This window comes from Nostoc sp. (assembly GCF_036917095.1).
Classification (GTDB): Bacteria; Cyanobacteriota; Cyanobacteriia; order Cyanobacteriales; family Nostocaceae; genus Nostoc.
This window is the reverse complement of sequence record NZ_JBALFH010000020.1, coordinates 103,185-119,224: the sequence shown is the minus strand read 5'-3', so window position 1 is coordinate 119,224 and position 16,040 is coordinate 103,185. Positions and strand designations below refer to the sequence as shown.

The following is a 16,040-nucleotide window of genomic DNA, read 5'->3' as shown; positions in this document are numbered from 1 at the left end:
TTCAGCAACAATGCCTGGTTTTGGAGATATTGTTCAAAAAGCTTTTTACCTCGGTGTTGGATTAGCTTCTTACGCAGGTGAGAAAGCGGGGGGAAAATTAGCGGAAGTGCGATCGCAAGTCCAAAAACTGGCAGATGAAATGGTGGCAAAGGGCGAAATGAACACAGAAGAAGCCCGCCGCTTCGTTGAAGATATGATGAAGCAAGCCCAACAAGCCCCAGTATCTGGTGAAACCTCTGAGAAACCACCCTCTTCTGAACCTCGCCGCATTGAAATTTTAGAGGAAGATGAAGAACTAACGGTGAAAGAAGAATCAAATGATGAGAACGTGGATAAATTACGTCAGGAAGTGCTAGACCTGCAAGACGAGTTAAAACGATTGCAACGCGATCGTTAAAAAGCATTGTTTGATAGAAATATTTATTAATAAAGTGGCATTTTGACATGACACTTCAGATATAAATTTGATAAGATACATTGCCTAGTGTGTACTCTAGTGCTTCAAGCCAGATAGCACAAACCGTCCTGTTTATAGCCTCTAAGGGCGTCAAGTTTATGGAACAGTGGCAAAAAGATTTAGTAGAAATGGTCGAAACAGTGGCTGATGAAGTAGAGCGTTTCTTCCTGGGAATGAGTGAAATGGTAGACGCTTTTTTTGAGCTAACGGAAGAAATCACGGAGCAAGCCCCTAACATTGTCATTGGTGTCGATCAGTATTTACAAGATTTAACTGAACCAATGTTTGAAGCTTACTGGGAGCTGGAAGATATCGTAACAGATATAGATCCGGGTTTTCCTTATTCAGTTGAACCTACAGCCGAAAAAAATCCTGCCTGTATCGGTTGTAGTCACTACCACGGTCAAGTTTATAATGGTAATTTGTTAGTTTGTGCTATGCATCCCCACGGTTGTGAAGATGAGAATTGTCCAGACTGGGAGAAGGAAGAGTATTGAAGAGGAGCAGGGGAAGCAGGGGGAGAATTTCTAACTCTTAACCAATGACTAATAACTAATGACTAATGACTAATAAAAATTTACCTGAAAGTGTATCCCAGACAAGCCAAGAAATGAAGTATGGCGAACGCGACATAGCCGAAGGTAAACTAATTACCTTTCCGAATCCGCGTGTGGGGAGGCGATATGACATTAACATTACTTTGCCGGAATTTACTTGTAAATGTCCGTTTTCCGGCTATCCTGACTTTGCGACAATTTACGTTAGCTATGTGCCTGATGAACGGGTAGTGGAATTGAAGGCGCTTAAGCTTTACATTAACAGTTACCGCGATCGCTACATTTCCCACGAAGAATCTGCCAATCAAATTTTGGATGATTTTGTGGCTGCTTGCGATCCGTTAGAAGTCACGGTGAAAGCAGATTTCACGCCTCGCGGTAATGTACATACTGTGGTTGAAGTGCGTCACCAAAAGTAATATCATCGCTGATTAACGCAGATGGCATTAATTGGCTTTATTTACCAATTTTCTCGACGGCAGATTGCACTTGAAGCACAACTTTTTTAGATAAAGGAATATATCCGAGTTCCAAACTGGATTTTTGCCCTTCAATCACAGCCCAATCAAGAAAGTTTTTCAGCACTTGAGCTTTGACTCGGTTTGGATATTGGTGATAAGTTAAAAACCAGGTGTAAGTGACGATAGGATAAGACTGAGCACCTGTAGGATCGGTGATAAAAGCAATCAAGTTATTGGCGGGTAATTTTACTGTCTCTAAAGTTTGAGCTACAGATTCTGGTGTCGGCGTAATATAATTACCAGATTTATTTTCTAAAGCTGCCATAGGAAGTTTATTTTGTTTGGCGTAAACGTATTCTACATAGCCAATAGCTCCAGGTATCTGTTGAATCAGGGCGGTAACACCTTCGTTACCCTTTCCACCAATTCCTACTCGCCATGCTATAGCTTTACCAGCCCCAACTTTGCTTTTCCATTCTGGACTGATAGCACTTAGGTGTTGCGTCAACACACTCGTAGTCCCACTACCATCAGTTCGGTGTACTACCTGAATCGGTAAATTGGGCAAACTTACTCCTGGATTAGCTGCGGCTATTTTAGGATGATTCCAATTCGTAATTTTTCCGAGAAAGATATCTACATAAACTTGGCGTGATAGCTTTAAACCATTTGGCGCATTGACTTGAGGCGACTGGCGGGCGGCTGGTGTGAGGTTATAAGCCAGTACAATAGAACCGGCAGTTATGGGTAAAGCAATCACTCCCCGTTTTATCTTGGCTGCTTGTTCATTTGTAATTCCCACATCACTAGCTGCAAAGTCCACAGTACCTTCAATGAGTTGCTGCACTCCAGCACTGCTCCCTATAGCTTGATAGTTAATTTCCACATCGGGATTTTGCTGGTTATAATCTGAAAGCCAGCGTTCGTACAAAGGCGCGGGAAAACTTGCCCCAGCACCAACAAGAGAAACATGTTTGATGTTTCGATTATTGGCAGCGCAAGAAGCGATACTTAATAAGATAGCGATTAGGGGTAGAAGGTAAACGCGTCCCTTGAATTGAACTTGAGCAGACATAGAAATTTTTTGTTCCAATGTTGAATAAATACCTCTAGTAATTTGCAATTTTGTAACCGTGGAAATGGCGTAATTAGTTATAAATAACTTTAAAACGCAAGGTACGCAAAGTAATCCTCTGCGTACCTCTGCGATTTTCTTTGCTTACCTCTGCGTTTAAACTTCAATCGCCGCTTCTTTCTCCTCACCTTTTGGCTGTGAACTCAGCCGATCTAAAATCTCCAAAACCTCTTGTTCAAAAGCAACTTGGGCGCGATTAGTTTTGCCACCAACATACAAGCGATCGCCTTTTTGCAATGCCCATATTTGCGAGTGCGAGAAGTAACTCATCACCACACCCAGCATTAGCAAGGCAAACCCTGAATAAACAATTGGTATACCTGGATCGGCTTTAATTTGTAAGCCAGTGCTGCCAACTAAATCCAGAATTTTCAGCTTCACACCATTGACTTGGGTGGACATCCCCGCACGCACAGTATTAACGAGTTTGCCAGTGGGATCGTAAATTAATACCATCCCTTGCAAGTCTTTGGCTAACAGGGAGACACCCTCACTTAAATCCGGTTTAGTCGGAACCCAGGTTCCCCAAATGCGCCCGTTACCGTTGGTGTTCAATTGCGCCATCGGTAGCTGAAAAATCGGGCTGTTGTTAAATTGGACGCGAACACCCGCAATTCCCCAATCAGTTTGATAGAAAGTGATGCCATGATAGCGCAGAGGCTCGTTGACAAAAATCTTTTTGTGGTCAATTTCCTCTCCCTGCTTATTCAAGACAGACATATCCGAATAAAATTGATCGATGCCGCCAGATGGAGTGTAGTCAATCCAAAAACGATTGACGCGCACAGACCAATCTTTCGGAATTTTTGCTGCTAAAGGGCCAGCATCGACAATATTTGTCACTTGAAATGTATCGCCACTGGCAACCATTTCCTGTGCTAAAAAACCAGTCATCGCCCCCCAAATTCCCCCGATCAGAATAGCGACGATGCCAATATGAACGATAATTGGGCCGATGCGTCCGACTATTCCCTTGCGGGCGTAGAGAAGATTTTCTTTTTCTCGATCTAGAAAAATTTTATAGCGGCGTTTCTGTAATATCTGATTTAAAGAATCTAGGGAACCTGTATCTAGTTCTGCACTTAAAGCTAACTTTTGAAATTGTCGTGGTTCTTCGTAATATTTCCAGCGCTGGGCAGCTTTTAAGGCTGGTAACTGACGGGTAAAAGAACAAGCTGTTAAGCTAGTACCAAATAAGATGAGTAATGCCAAAAACCACCAGGTACGATATACGTGGTCTAACCCAACTACCTGAATTACCTTCCAAGTTAAGAAACCAAATAAAGCTGGATGTTCTGGATAGTTGGCTTGGTAGAATGCAGGTGACTGACCTTGCTCAATTACAGTACCGGTGGAGCTAAAGATTGCAATCAATAGTAGTAGTGCGATCGCTAATCGTAAGTTAGTCAGTACAGGCAAAAGCTCTTGCCGTAAGAACTGCCCAGGTATTGCCCACCATTTTAATTCTTTGGACGCTGAATCTTCTAAAGTCATTAGGTGTAAAAACTTATAAGTGTACTGTTAATATAAATTCCGATTGGGCACTATCTTAAAAACTGCCAAGGGGAATCCGAGAAATTAAGGAAAATACACCGAATCCTACCAATAGTGCCCCGCTGACTGGGTTAATCCAACCAGACCAGCGGCGCAATTCTAGTAACTTTTTAATTGAAGCTGTAAAAGTACCCGCCAAAATTAATGGTGCTACATAACCGGCGGTGTAAGAAATTAGCAAAACAGCGCCTAAAATTAAGTCTTGTGTATTGGCAATCCAACTCAGTAAGCTCGCTAAAACAGGTGTGCTACAAGGGGATGCGACTAAGCCGAAAGTCAGCCCCAGTAAATAGGAACGCAATCCTGCTGGTAAATCTTGCGAAATCCAATTCGTTTCATTCAAGGATGGAAATTGCAGAGGTAGTGCTTCCAATAAGTTCAGCCCCATGAGAATGGCGATAATGCTGACGATAATCGGCAAACCAATTCCCACTTGACCGTAGACTTTTCCTACTAAACCTGCTATTATACCTAACCCTGCCAATGTAGTTGCTAATCCTAAAGCAAACCAAGTTGATTGGGCAGCTGCTTGCAGGCGGCTTTTAGCTTCATAACCGCCAATGTAACCAATAGTAATTGGCAGCATAGAAAGCATACAGGGTGTGAGACTGGTGAGCAAACCAGCTGCAAAGATGATACCAATACTCACCACGCTAAGGTGTGTCAGTTGGTTAGAAACAAGGCTGTTGGCAAATTGTTCTAGTTGGTAAATTTGGGTTTGCAGGTTATCAAACATGGGGAGTTTATGAGCGGGAAATGCTTACTCTGCTTGAATTTTAGCTTATTTTTGGATGTAGAGTCAGCAGAACTAGTTATCCGAACCTAATATCATCTAAATTTCATCTGTCCAAGGAATTATCAATTATTTGGGTTAACACCTGAAACCTTGGCTGGCACATCCGAAGAATTTAGCTCACCTGCATCCGGATAATGGCCCATTGCTGGCTCAATCATTAGCATATTTCCCAACCTGTAGATCCAAAGGAATTGGTAAAGGCGATCGCCTGATTAGATTGAAAAAGAGGGGATCAAAAGTCTTTGGGGCTACTCTATAAAATTTATGTGTAAACTTTAGCAGGGATTCTGGGTATTATTACATTTGTACTCTGGTCATACCAGGCTTGGTGGTAATTGACCAGAGCGGCACGGGGGAGAATGCCATAAATAAATTTAGGGCTGCTGAAAGCTTGAACCCATTATTTCTTGTGGCACTTGATGGTCGAAATAAATATAAAACGTTGAGCATAAATAAATGTATTAGCTCTGAAACCCTTGATTACTGGGAAATTCCAGCATTTTTATTTCCTGCTCTCTGCCGCCTACCCCTCCACCCTTCTCCCTGCCCCTTTCCTCTTCTTTGGCTTCCACCTTCCTCCACAGGATGACGCTAGCTAGACAAGCGATTAAACTATGGATAATATCAAGCAATTGTTGCTTTTAGCACCACTTACATAAATTTAATTTCATTGTTAAATCTAAAACCTCATCCTGCTATATAAAAAACCGGCTATGTCAGTGTATCAAGGAAGTTCTGGGGAGACTACCGATTTGATTATTGGTGTCCACAACCAAGAAAACCTCGAATTAAAAGCAAATTCTGCTCCTGTGGGTGCTCTTGCGACAAGACAAGGAACTTTTTCTACGTTTCTTGCTCCCTTGACTCAGGATACTTTTAAACAGGTCGTTCAGGATGTCGAGCAAAAATTACAGATTGTTCATCAAACCCTATCAATGTTGGATTCTCACGGGTTTGAAACGATTCTGCAAGAAATGTTGCACTCAATTACCTTAAAAACTGGGGAATTGTTGGGGGCAGATCGGACGACGATATTTTTGTTGGATGAAGAAAAACAAGAACTCTGGTCAATTCTGGCTGAGGGCGAGGGCGATCGCTCTTTAGAAATTCGCATCCCCGCTGATAAAGGCATTGCTGGGGAAGCCGCCACCTTTAAGGAAGTTATCAATATTCCCTTTGATTTTTATAGCGATCCGCGATCGCATTTTGCCCAAGAACAAGAAAAAAGAACTGGCTATCGCACCTACACCATGCTGGCTTTGCCATTGTTGAACGAACACGGGCAATTAGTTGCGGTAGTGCAATTACTGAATAAATTAAAATCTGGGAATAATCACGATGCTCCACTTGGAGAGCGCATTGATACCAAAGGTTTTACTTGTGCTGACGAACAATTATTTCAAGAATTTGCCCCTTCGATTCGCCTGATTTTAGAATCTTCGCGCTCTTTTTATGTAGCCACCCAAAAACAAAGAGCAGTGGCGGCGTTGATGAAGGCGATCAAGTCCCTCTCTCAAAGCAGTCTCGACTTAGAAGACACCCTGAAGCGGGTAATGGATGAAGCTAAGGAACTGATGAATGCCGATCGCAGTACACTATGGTTGATAGATCGCGATCGCGATGAATTATGGACGAAAATCACCCAAGACGATGGTTCAACAAAGGAGTTGCGAGTCCCTGTAGGTAAAGGCTTTGCTGGTCTAGTGGCGGTTTCTGGCAAGAAACTTAATATTGCCTTTGACTTGTACTACGATCCCGACTCAGAGACAGCCCAACGGCTAGACCAGCAAAATGGCTATCGCACCTGTAGCTTGCTTTGTATGCCAGTATTTAACGCCGATCAACAACTAATTGGCGTTACCCAACTCGTAAATAAAAAGAAATCTGGTGATTTTCCACCTTATAATCCAGCTGATTGGCCCAAAGCTCCCGACTGCTTCCAAGCTAGCTTTGACCGCAACGATGAAGAGTTCATGGAAGCTTTTAATATTCAAGCCGGAGTAGCGCTGCAAAATGCTCAGTTGTTTGCCACAGTTAAGCAACAAGAACAAATGCAACGGGATATTCTGCGTAGTCTTTCCAATGGAGTAGTTTCCACTGATAAAGCCGGGTTAATTATCGCCGCCAATGAAAGTGCCAAACGTTTGCTAGGACTGGAGCCAGAAGATCGTTTAGAAGGTAAATTAGTTACTGATGCGATCGGCATCAAAGAAGGTGACTTTAGCAAGTGGTATCAGGATGCTTTACATGCAGTTGACTTAAAAGGCCGCCAGCAATATTACCCCGATCGCACACTCATAAGTACTAGCATAAAACAGCACAGTATTAATTTATCGATTAACACAATTGCTGATGCTAGCGACCAAGAGCAAGTCCGTGGAGCACTGGTGGTGATGGAAGACATCAGTGATGAGAAGCGGCTCAAGAGTACGATGTACCGCTACATGACCCAGGAATTAGCCGAAGAACTGCTGAAATTGGATGATGCTAAACTAGGAGGCGATCGCAAAGAAGTTTCGATTTTATTTTCGGATATTCGCGGCTACACCACTTTGACGGAAAACTTGGAAGCAGAAGAAGTGGTGAGTATGCTCAATGAATATTTTGAATCAATGGTAGAGGCAGTCTTTAAACATAAAGGCACTCTTGACAAATACATCGGCGACGCCATCATGGCTGTGTTTGGTTCTCCCTTACCCTTAGAAGAACACGCTTGGATGGCAGTGCAAACATCCTTAGAAATGCGTCATCGCTTGCACGAATTTAATCTACGTCGCTACGCAGTGAATAAGCCCAGAATCAAGATCGGCATTGGCATCAATTCTGATACCGTGATTAGTGGGAATATTGGCTCTAGTAAGCGGATGGAATTTACCGCCATTGGCGATGGCGTTAATCTTGGTTCCCGATTAGAAAGTGTTAGTAAACAGTATGGTTGCGACATTATTATTAGCCATAACACTTTTAAACCATGCCAAGATTATATTTGGGCTAGGGAACTAGATTATATTCGTGTCAAAGGCAGAAATGAGCCAGTAGCTATATATGAATTACTGGGTTTGCGTTCCAATCCTATTGAAAGCGAAAAATTGCAAGTGATTGAGCACTATCATAAAGGGCGTGAGTATTACCTCAGGCGCGATTTTAACCGTGCCAGAGCTGAATTTGCCCTAGTTTTAGCAGCTGACAACCAGGATAAAGCTGCTATGTTGCACCTTCTACGTTGTCAGCATTGGTTACAATCACCCCCAACAGAATCAGATTGGGATGAAGGAGTCTGGACATTTCAGGAAAAATAAGTGCCATTTCTGACGCTCCATTCCTGTGGAAGAATCGTACTGAACAACACTGAGTTCTATTACCAAACATAACTTAAATGTAGCGATCGCACCAGAGGGTTTCAGCCCTCACTACAAACCTTTAATTATTATTTTTGAGAGGATAAAACTTAGGGAATTCTTCAAAGGCTCTGATTGGCTCGAATAAAGATTTTCATATCTCTTTGTTTTTTGCTGGTAATTTGTATTCACTCAATCTTCTGATTGACTTGGGAAAGGTCTATTTTGTCTGATTATCGCAATTACTGAAGTGTCTGCTAAAACATCCAATATTCCTTGACCAGTTACTTTCGATATGAAAAAATTGAGTATTTCTAACACACAAAATCCATGTAAATTAATTTTTAAAATATCTTAATATTTCTTAAAAAAGTTTAAAAAATCTTGGGATTGGATTAAGAATGAATTAAGAGAAATGGCTTTGTAAAGGTTAATTGATATTCCTTGTCAAACTGCTGGTTAAGTTAGAAACTAAGGAATACGACACACGCAATTATTTTATGACTGCTATTTCTAACTTTGAATTCAAGCGACCAATTTGGCAAACCGGCATCATATTGACTTTGGGCTTTTGGCTCAGTGCTAGTCTAGTTTTAGACTGGGTAATTATGCCTAGCCTATATCTTTCTGGGATGATGAGTCAAGCTGGTTTTACAACAGCAGGCTATACGATTTTTTGGAACTTCAATCGGATGGAATTATTATCTGCTGCTGTAGTCCTGACTGGGGCACTAGCTTTGAGCAAAACTCGATATCACTGGAGTATCGGCAGTATTGTTTTATCTGTGCTGCTGCTAACTATAGCTGTGCTTGACACCTATTTCTTAACTCCGCAAATGTGCGCCATCGGAGTTCAACTCAACCTATTTGAAGCTGCTGCTGCTATTCCATCCACAATGAATTTACTACACGGTAGTTATTGGCTGCTGGAAGTAGTTAAGCTGGTGGCTGGTGGCACACTTTTAAGCTGGAGCTGGCGGGAGCAATTTTAAGTAGATGGAGAACTATAACGGTGAGAATGTCCACTTCTAAATCTCACGCCCAAGACGCAAAGAAAATCTTTGCGTCTTTTTGCTATGTATACGTTATGGGTTAATGCGATGGTTACAACGGGCTACGCCTACGCGTCTAATTTTGTATTTATATTTGTGATTTTTAAAACTTGGGAATTTTCGGGTAAATTGCTACCATAAAATGATTCACTGATTTATAAGTGTAATTAAATAAGCATATAAAATTATCTTTTACTGTACATTTTCAGCCTTACCGGATATTAGAGCAAATAAATACTGAAAGATAATATTAATTAGTTTTCATGTTTACTTTACTGATTTCTCATGAAGTTTATATATTTCTGCTAATTTTTTTGAAAATTATAGTAACCTGAATTTTAGTGAGCACGTTGCCTGTTATCTACCATCTAGCTGAAAATAGCTATTTTGCAGGTATGTACTACCAATCAAGAATTTCGCTGTAAGTTCTTGAATTTGTCACTCCAAATTGTGCAGGGTGAGTATTTAGCCCCACATAATATTAGAACCCGTTTCCAGTATTTATGAAGAGAGTCCCTTCTGCTGAACTGGTCGCCTGTGCATCTCACCACACACCATCATGGCGGCAACTATCAGCTAACTCATCCTTGGTCGGAGGTTACCATTTTTGTTGTGCAAGTGATAATTTTGCTGAATACCAACACTAAGAGTTGCTCTACAATCACAAACCTAAGTAAGACATTGGACTTTTAGAATGCTTAGTTTTTAATAATACTTTCTTTCTGGAAGAAGTTCTCCTCAAGAATAAACTTCTTAGAAAAGTACCCAGCGCTTTAGTCACGGCTACAAAAACATACCGGAGATAATGCCTAAAAGTATTGGAATAGTGGCATTTGCGTCTACATTATAGTAAGTTTTGGTCGCTCCAGACCTTAGCATCAGGGGCAAAGAAACTTTTTCTAGATAACTAAAGTATGTGCAAAGTATACCCTTTTCTCTGCAATTTTAGACTACTAAATACGGATAACAATGATGCTTTTGTGACTGATGGGCGAGAGCCAATGGTCTGTGCGCCACACTTGAGTTACTGTTAGATTGGCTAGATTAGCGAAAGATACAGAAAACCAATCTAATTTTTGAAATACTATATCCTGGCAACCAGTCGGGCCATTTTGCCATTGGGCAATAACATGGATTGGTTTATTTGTAACTCGTGCTTTATAGCTTAACAGAGATTGGTTAATTAAGAGTTGGGGGGTGTGGAATCTCTGTACTAACTCAAATGTGACCGTTATATTTATCTGACAGTGCTCCCAACAAAGTCGCGGTGAATTCCGAAAAGGTAATTCACTAATTTTGCCTGCAAATGTTAATTTTATTCCAGAGCCATCCTAATGAAGACATTTCCGATTAGTAGATACAGATTTTTCCAAAAGCTCCAGCCTTTATCTCTGTTGAAAAAAATCACTAGTAAGTCGGTTACTGGTTGTTTACAGGTGTTTAGCACGTCAGGCTCTTGGTCAATATATGTAGACGAGGGTAAACTAATTTATGCCTGCTACTCAGAGAAAATGTTTGAGCCACTTTACAGAAATTTGCAACGCTTGAGTCAGCAAGTTTCTACTCTCCCTCAGGGAATCAAAGAACAGTTGCGGGCGATATTTGAAACTGGTATTGAAAATCAGGCAATACCAAACCCAGATTACCTGGCTATTTGCTGGTTAGTCAATCAGAAATATATCAATCCCTCTCAAGCAGCGATACTGATAGAACAATTGGCACTAGAAGTTCTGGAGTCATTTCTGAACTTAGAAGAGGGGAGTTATGAGTTTATACCTGAAAGCTTTCTGGATGACATGCCAAAGTTTTGTCATCTAAATGTCCGCTTACTAGTTGAACGATGTCAAGCACCCCGAAGTGTTGGCGTTCGCGTTAGCGTCTCTGAAAGAGAAGCCTCTGTCTGCGACACGCTGCGCGAACGTAGAGAAGGGGCTTATCGCCAGACATCGCCAATTTCTCAACCGCACCCCTCACAATTGTTCCAAATAAATCAGCTACAACCTAAAGCCAGAACTACACCAAAGTTACCTAGAACAAACGGTTATAAACCAGCAGCCTATTCTATTAATAGTAATGAACATAGGGGTCAGCAAAGCAGCCAACCGCCTGCCGACAAAAAACTCTACACAATTTTTTGTATTGATGACAGTCCTACGGTATTGAGTACTATTAAAAGTTATTTAGATGAGCAAACCTTTTCTGTTGTCGGAGTCACCGATTCTTTAAAAGCTTTAATGCAGATTGTCCGCATAAAACCAGACTTAATTTTGTTGGATATTTCGATGCCTAACTTGGACGGATATGAACTTTGTACTTTGCTGCGTAAACACTCATATTTTAAAAATACACCAGTGATTATGGTGTCAGGAAAATCAGGATTTATAGATAGAGCTAAAGCTAAGATGGTTAGAGCATCAGGCTATTTAACCAAGCCTTTTACACAAGGGGATCTACTAAAAGTAATCTTTCAGCATATTGTTTAATTTACTTATATAATCAATAACTATGCTTAACTAACATAACTTTTTTGGAGATTTAATCTTGAGTATTACCTAAAAAAGAATGCATGTAAAGACTTACTTTACAGTTTGAGCGTTCGCCATATCAGTACGGAAAAGCTTAGGTATTTCTCATAAAAAAGCTACATTTTTTATTAGTATTAATTCGTATACAGCAACCTCAAGCTATCCCAATAATGTTAAAAAACAAATATGTTGGTACCGAGTTGCGCTCAGATGTAGGCTCAGTAGCTTGAAAAGTCAGCAGATGATAGGTAATGCAATAAGCTGTTCCACATTTAAATTGCATAGCTAGGGCGGGCAAGATGCCCACCCCAAAAGAGTTTGATTTAATCTGATTATGCAATTTAGATGTTTTTTAGCTTACTACTCAGATAAGCGTTTTTTCCTCCCCTGCTCGCCTCGACAGATAAATTTCTTAATCGAGCAGTATTGAGAGGCGATCTTTTGATTGGCGATCGCCAGTTGTTATTTTTCGGTCAGGTCGGGGAACTCTATTAATACGGTTCAGTAATTCGCGCAGCCTTGACCAGAGAAGGGCTTTCCGTAAGGTAGCAACTGTTATTGGTTGTTGTAAGTTTATTTGAACTCTGCTGTAAAAATATTTTGAGTTTTGAGGAGCCGCTGATGGATAAATCAATTATTCAGTTGGTTGACGAATTACCGACTGACAATATCACTGTCAAAGTTTTAAAAGCTCTTGATTTTGTAGCACCAGGTGAGTGGAGCAATTTGACGGGGTTTGAGAATAATATTCGCAGCATTACTGGAGTTACCGATGCGAAGGTAATTCAGAAAATCCGCGATCGCGCAGCTACCTTATACGCAGATCCTCAAAAAGGCTACCAATTTGCAATCAAACTTTATCAAACAATTGATAAAGCAGACACAGCTATGGGAGCGGCAGCTTTAGCAAATAAAGTTAGTGAGAAAATCGGATTTCTGTCTTTTTTAGGCAAAATTACTCCGAAAGCTGATGTAACTCAATCTATCGACTTAGTATTGAAAATCGCTGTCGAAATCATTGCCTTTTGCAAACTAAATGGCATTCCTCAACCTAATCCCCAAGAGTTTGCTAATTCCCTTGCTAACAACTATCAAGATGCATCCCTAATGCGGATGGTAGCTCTAGTTTGTGTAGACGGAATTCTGCCCTTAGGCCCCGACTTTCTCAGCAAAATTCAGGGAGTTATTAGTGGCACTGATACTGGCGTCATCGCTCAAAATCCTGTTTTCTCAGCAATCAGTAACTTTCTTCCCGGCAATAATCCCTCTGATAAAGTTGGTTTTATCGCTCAGGGTTTTAACGCTGTACAAGGCTGGATGAATAACTTAGTATCCAAAACAGGCATCACCCCGCAATCAATTTCTAGTCATTTAGGCAATTTTATCCAGATTGCTGATGATAATTTAGATTTTGTCGCCGCATTCCTAGATCAAACTACCAATTACTACGAACATACGGGGATTCAAACTGTCGCTCGCAGCTTGATTTTGCAAGCTTATACTTTAGTAAAAGAGGAAATTAAACAAGAGGAGCAAAAACCTATTCAAGATGTTTCATCTGCTGTCAAGTCGGATAAAAATCAGTATGAAATCAGCAAAACAGTAGAAGTCTGGGACAATGATGATGAGGATTGGTATCAGGGAACAATTGAGAAGATTCAAGATGACCAATTCTTTATTCATTATCTTGGTTACGGTTCATCTTATGACCAGTGGGTAGGCGAAGATGACATTCGGACTCGCGAACTTCGCTCCTCTGATGACAATGGATATGCAGTGGGTCAAAAGGTAAAATGTTGGGATAATGACCAAGAGGCTTGGTATTCCGCAACGATTGAGCAAATCCAAGGTCAGCAATACTTTCTTCACTACATTGGTTATGACTCATCCTATGACGAGTGGGTTGATAGCGATGAGATTTCCTAAATATTAAATTAGCACGGGGTTGGCGAGAGCGATATCTCTGATGGGCTGTTCGTGACCTTTTTTGAATTCTAAATGCAAAATTCAAAATTCAAAATGAAGAATGGAAATAATTTTGAATTAATTAATTCTGGGTACAAGCCCCCGCCATAATCTTTGATTATGGCGGTCTTCCCTACGGGACGCTACGCGAACAATTAGTGGTGAGTTCAAGCTCCCACTAATTGTCTTTAATTTTTAATTTATTTGACGCGCCCTGTGGTAGGATATAGTACTTTTAAAAATTCATAATAGACACTGTAATTGATAATTCATAATTATATTTCATCTAGATATTTTCACCCCACCTTAAGCAAGACTGCTTGTACAACCACGGGGATCAAACACCTTTTGATTAATTAAGAGTTACGAATTATCTTGACACTTGCGCTACGATATCCCCTATTGCCTTCGTGCAATATACGTGAGGAGTAGTAAAGGTTAAACACGAACATGACAGAAGAATTCAATACACAGGGGGCCCAGAATCTGGTTGCGATCGCCGAGCAATTTGCCCAATGGGGAAAGGTTACAGGCGTTAAAGCTTTTGGAAGTGGTAATATCAATGACACATTTTTAGTAACTTTAGATTCCTCAGAAGAACAACATTTTGTCCTGCAACGCATCAACACGCAGGTGTTTCGTCAGCCACAACTGATTATGCAGAATATGCGTACCTTCACTGACCATGTTCGCAAACGATTACAGCACACACCCTTAAATCGTCGCTGGGAAATACCACGCGTACTATTAACCAAGGACAATCGAGATTGCTGGCGGGATGCAGATGGCTCCTTTTGGCGGGCGATTAGCTTTATTGAAGGCTCCCAATCCTTTGATACTATGCGCGATCGCTTGCACGCGAAAGAAATCGGTTATGCCTTGGGGATGTTCCACAATCTAATTAGCGACTTGCCACCAGAAAAACTCGCTGACACCCTAGAAGGGTTCCATATTACACCGCTTTATCTCCAGCATTATCAGGAAGTGTTGACGAAAAGTAGTGCGCCTCAATCTTCGGAAGTTAATTATTGCTTGCAGTTTGTTAGCGATCGCCAAACTTTTGCACATATCCTAGAAAATGCCAAAGCTAAAGGCAAGCTACCTCTGCGTCTGATGCACGGCGATCCCAAAATCAACAACGTCATGTTTGACACTGCTACTCAGCAAGCCGTCAGCGTTATAGACCTCGACACTGTTAAACCTGGTCTGGTACATTACGATATTGGTGATTGCCTGCGATCGGGTTGCAATCCTGCCGGAGAAGAAACCGAAAATTGGGAAAGTATTTATTTCGATACCGACTTGTGCCAGGGAATCCTAAAAGGTTATCTCTCGGTAGCAAAGGCATTTCTTACTGAGAATGACTATGCCTATATTTACGATGCAATTCGTCTCATCGCCTTTGAACTAGGACTGAGATTTTTTGCTGATTATTTAGCAGGGAATGTCTACTTTAAAGTCAAGCACTCAGAACATAACTTGGCAAGAGCGATCGTCCAGTTTAAACTTACCGAAAGTATTGAATCTCAAGAAACGCAGATTTGCAATATTATCAAAGATATGAAATGAATCACCAGACATTTTCCTTGCAACCCTTTCCTTCTACAAAATCCCTGCTTAATTTGAAAATTGCAGGTAATATCGCTCGAAATTCTAATCAGCTTGCCATCAGCTACACCCTTGAAGGCGATTTAAAAGAAATTTCGTTGGCATTAGCGCAGCATGGAGGTATCGCCCCACCATCAAACACACCATCACGCAAGCACGAATTATGGAAAGACACATGCTTTGAGTTCTTCCTTGGCATCAAAGATTCTCCACGGTATTGGGAATTCAACCTTTCCCCCGCCGGACACTGGAATGTCTATCGCTTTGATGCCTACCGTCAAGGTATGCAAGAGGAAACAGCTTTTACAATACTTCCATTTAATGTTCAGAATCAAGCCGACGGTTTAGCACTTGTCTTATATGTCGATTTGAATAAAATTGTCTCGGCAGAACAAGCTATTGAAATTGGCATTACTACTGTCATCAAAGATAGAGCTGATGAGGTGACTTACTGGGCGTTAACTCATCAAGGCGCGGAGGCTGACTTTCATCTGCGAAACAGTTTTATTGTTAAGTTGTGAGATACGTTTTTATATAGCTTGCGAATTGGCAAATATTACGCTCTATATATAACTTTCAATATTTTCAAGGG

General features: G+C 41.1%; 12 protein-coding genes. 9 read left to right on the top strand and 3 right to left on the bottom strand.

Features of this window, described 5'->3' with window-relative positions:
• The first annotated feature begins 10 nt into the window (after positions 1-10).
• From V7L01_RS08570 to queF, 3 genes are all read left to right on the top strand, one after another.
• Positions 11-397: a phasin family protein gene (locus V7L01_RS08570; RefSeq protein ID WP_335033719.1), complete on the top strand. Its 387-nt coding sequence runs from the start codon at positions 11-13 to the stop codon at positions 395-397.
• Positions 398-555: 158 nt separating this feature from the next.
• Positions 556-954, top strand: a complete 399-nt coding sequence (locus tag V7L01_RS08565; protein WP_335033718.1) for a hypothetical protein — start codon at positions 556-558, stop codon at positions 952-954.
• Between the two features lie 65 nt (positions 955-1,019).
• The gene (gene queF / locus V7L01_RS08560; RefSeq protein WP_335033716.1) at positions 1,020-1,433 is read left to right on the top strand and encodes a preQ(1) synthase; all 414 of its coding nucleotides are present in this window, start codon (positions 1,020-1,022) and stop codon (positions 1,431-1,433) included.
• A 37-nt stretch (positions 1,434-1,470) separates the two neighbouring features.
• Here queF and pstS read toward each other — a convergent pair whose 3' ends face one another.
• The 3 genes from pstS to V7L01_RS08545 form a co-directional block, all read right to left on the bottom strand.
• Complete coding sequence (gene pstS, locus V7L01_RS08555; RefSeq protein ID WP_335033714.1) at positions 1,471-2,550, bottom strand: phosphate ABC transporter substrate-binding protein PstS; 1,080 nt, start codon at positions 2,548-2,550, stop codon at positions 1,471-1,473.
• 156 nt (positions 2,551-2,706) lie between these two features.
• A complete protein-coding gene (locus V7L01_RS08550; protein WP_335033712.1) occupies positions 2,707-4,104 on the bottom strand; it encodes a cytochrome c biogenesis protein in 1,398 nt (465 codons plus the stop codon).
• Positions 4,105-4,159: 55 nt separating this feature from the next.
• Entirely contained in the window at positions 4,160-4,900 is a 741-nt protein-coding gene (locus V7L01_RS08545; RefSeq protein WP_335033710.1) for a cytochrome c biogenesis protein CcdA, read from the bottom strand.
• 773 nt (positions 4,901-5,673) lie between these two features.
• On the opposite strand from V7L01_RS08545, the gene V7L01_RS08540 reads away from it, so the two are divergent.
• The 6 genes from V7L01_RS08540 (at position 5,674) to V7L01_RS08515 (ending at position 15,969) form a co-directional block, all read left to right on the top strand.
• Entirely contained in the window at positions 5,674-8,259 is a 2,586-nt protein-coding gene (locus tag V7L01_RS08540; protein WP_335033708.1) for a GAF domain-containing protein, read from the top strand.
• A gap of 539 nt (positions 8,260-8,798) precedes the next feature.
• The gene (locus V7L01_RS08535; RefSeq protein ID WP_335033706.1) at positions 8,799-9,290 is read left to right on the top strand and encodes a hypothetical protein; all 492 of its coding nucleotides are present in this window, start codon (positions 8,799-8,801) and stop codon (positions 9,288-9,290) included.
• A gap of 1,394 nt (positions 9,291-10,684) precedes the next feature.
• Positions 10,685-11,833: a response regulator gene (locus V7L01_RS08530; RefSeq protein WP_335033704.1), complete on the top strand. Its 1,149-nt coding sequence runs from the start codon at positions 10,685-10,687 to the stop codon at positions 11,831-11,833.
• A 663-nt stretch (positions 11,834-12,496) separates the two neighbouring features.
• Positions 12,497-13,801 (top strand): Tudor-knot domain-containing protein, encoded by a 1,305-nt coding sequence (locus V7L01_RS08525; RefSeq protein ID WP_335033702.1) that lies wholly within the window; start codon positions 12,497-12,499, stop codon positions 13,799-13,801.
• A 489-nt stretch (positions 13,802-14,290) separates the two neighbouring features.
• Complete coding sequence (locus V7L01_RS08520; protein ID WP_335033701.1) at positions 14,291-15,409, top strand: phosphotransferase enzyme family protein; 1,119 nt, start codon at positions 14,291-14,293, stop codon at positions 15,407-15,409.
• Positions 15,406-15,969, top strand: coding sequence for a DOMON-like domain-containing protein (locus V7L01_RS08515; protein ID WP_335033699.1), 564 nt, complete (start codon positions 15,406-15,408; stop codon positions 15,967-15,969). Before V7L01_RS08520 ends, V7L01_RS08515 begins: the two co-directional genes overlap by 4 nt.
• The last annotated feature ends 71 nt before the right edge of the window (positions 15,970-16,040 follow it).

What these genes read in the sequence shown, in the direction of transcription:
- V7L01_RS08535 (WP_335033706.1), top strand. Translation starts at nt 8,799, where the DNA reads ATGACTGCTATTTCTAACTTTGAATTCAAGCGACCAATTTGGCAAACC.
- V7L01_RS08520 (WP_335033701.1), top strand. Translation starts at nt 14,291, where the DNA reads ATGACAGAAGAATTCAATACACAGGGGGCCCAGAATCTGGTTGCGATC.
- V7L01_RS08545 (WP_335033710.1), bottom strand. Translation starts at nt 4,900, where the DNA reads ATGTTTGATAACCTGCAAACCCAAATTTACCAACTAGAACAATTTGCC.
- V7L01_RS08530 (WP_335033704.1), top strand. Translation starts at nt 10,685, where the DNA reads ATGAAGACATTTCCGATTAGTAGATACAGATTTTTCCAAAAGCTCCAG.
- V7L01_RS08515 (WP_335033699.1), top strand. Translation starts at nt 15,406, where the DNA reads ATGAATCACCAGACATTTTCCTTGCAACCCTTTCCTTCTACAAAATCC.
- pstS (WP_335033714.1), bottom strand. Translation starts at nt 2,550, where the DNA reads ATGTCTGCTCAAGTTCAATTCAAGGGACGCGTTTACCTTCTACCCCTA.
- queF (WP_335033716.1), top strand. Translation starts at nt 1,020, where the DNA reads ATGACTAATAAAAATTTACCTGAAAGTGTATCCCAGACAAGCCAAGAA.
- V7L01_RS08565 (WP_335033718.1), top strand. Translation starts at nt 556, where the DNA reads ATGGAACAGTGGCAAAAAGATTTAGTAGAAATGGTCGAAACAGTGGCT.
- V7L01_RS08550 (WP_335033712.1), bottom strand. Translation starts at nt 4,104, where the DNA reads ATGACTTTAGAAGATTCAGCGTCCAAAGAATTAAAATGGTGGGCAATA.
- V7L01_RS08525 (WP_335033702.1), top strand. Translation starts at nt 12,497, where the DNA reads ATGGATAAATCAATTATTCAGTTGGTTGACGAATTACCGACTGACAAT.
- V7L01_RS08570 (WP_335033719.1), top strand. Translation starts at nt 11, where the DNA reads ATGCCTGGTTTTGGAGATATTGTTCAAAAAGCTTTTTACCTCGGTGTT.
- V7L01_RS08540 (WP_335033708.1), top strand. Translation starts at nt 5,674, where the DNA reads ATGTCAGTGTATCAAGGAAGTTCTGGGGAGACTACCGATTTGATTATT.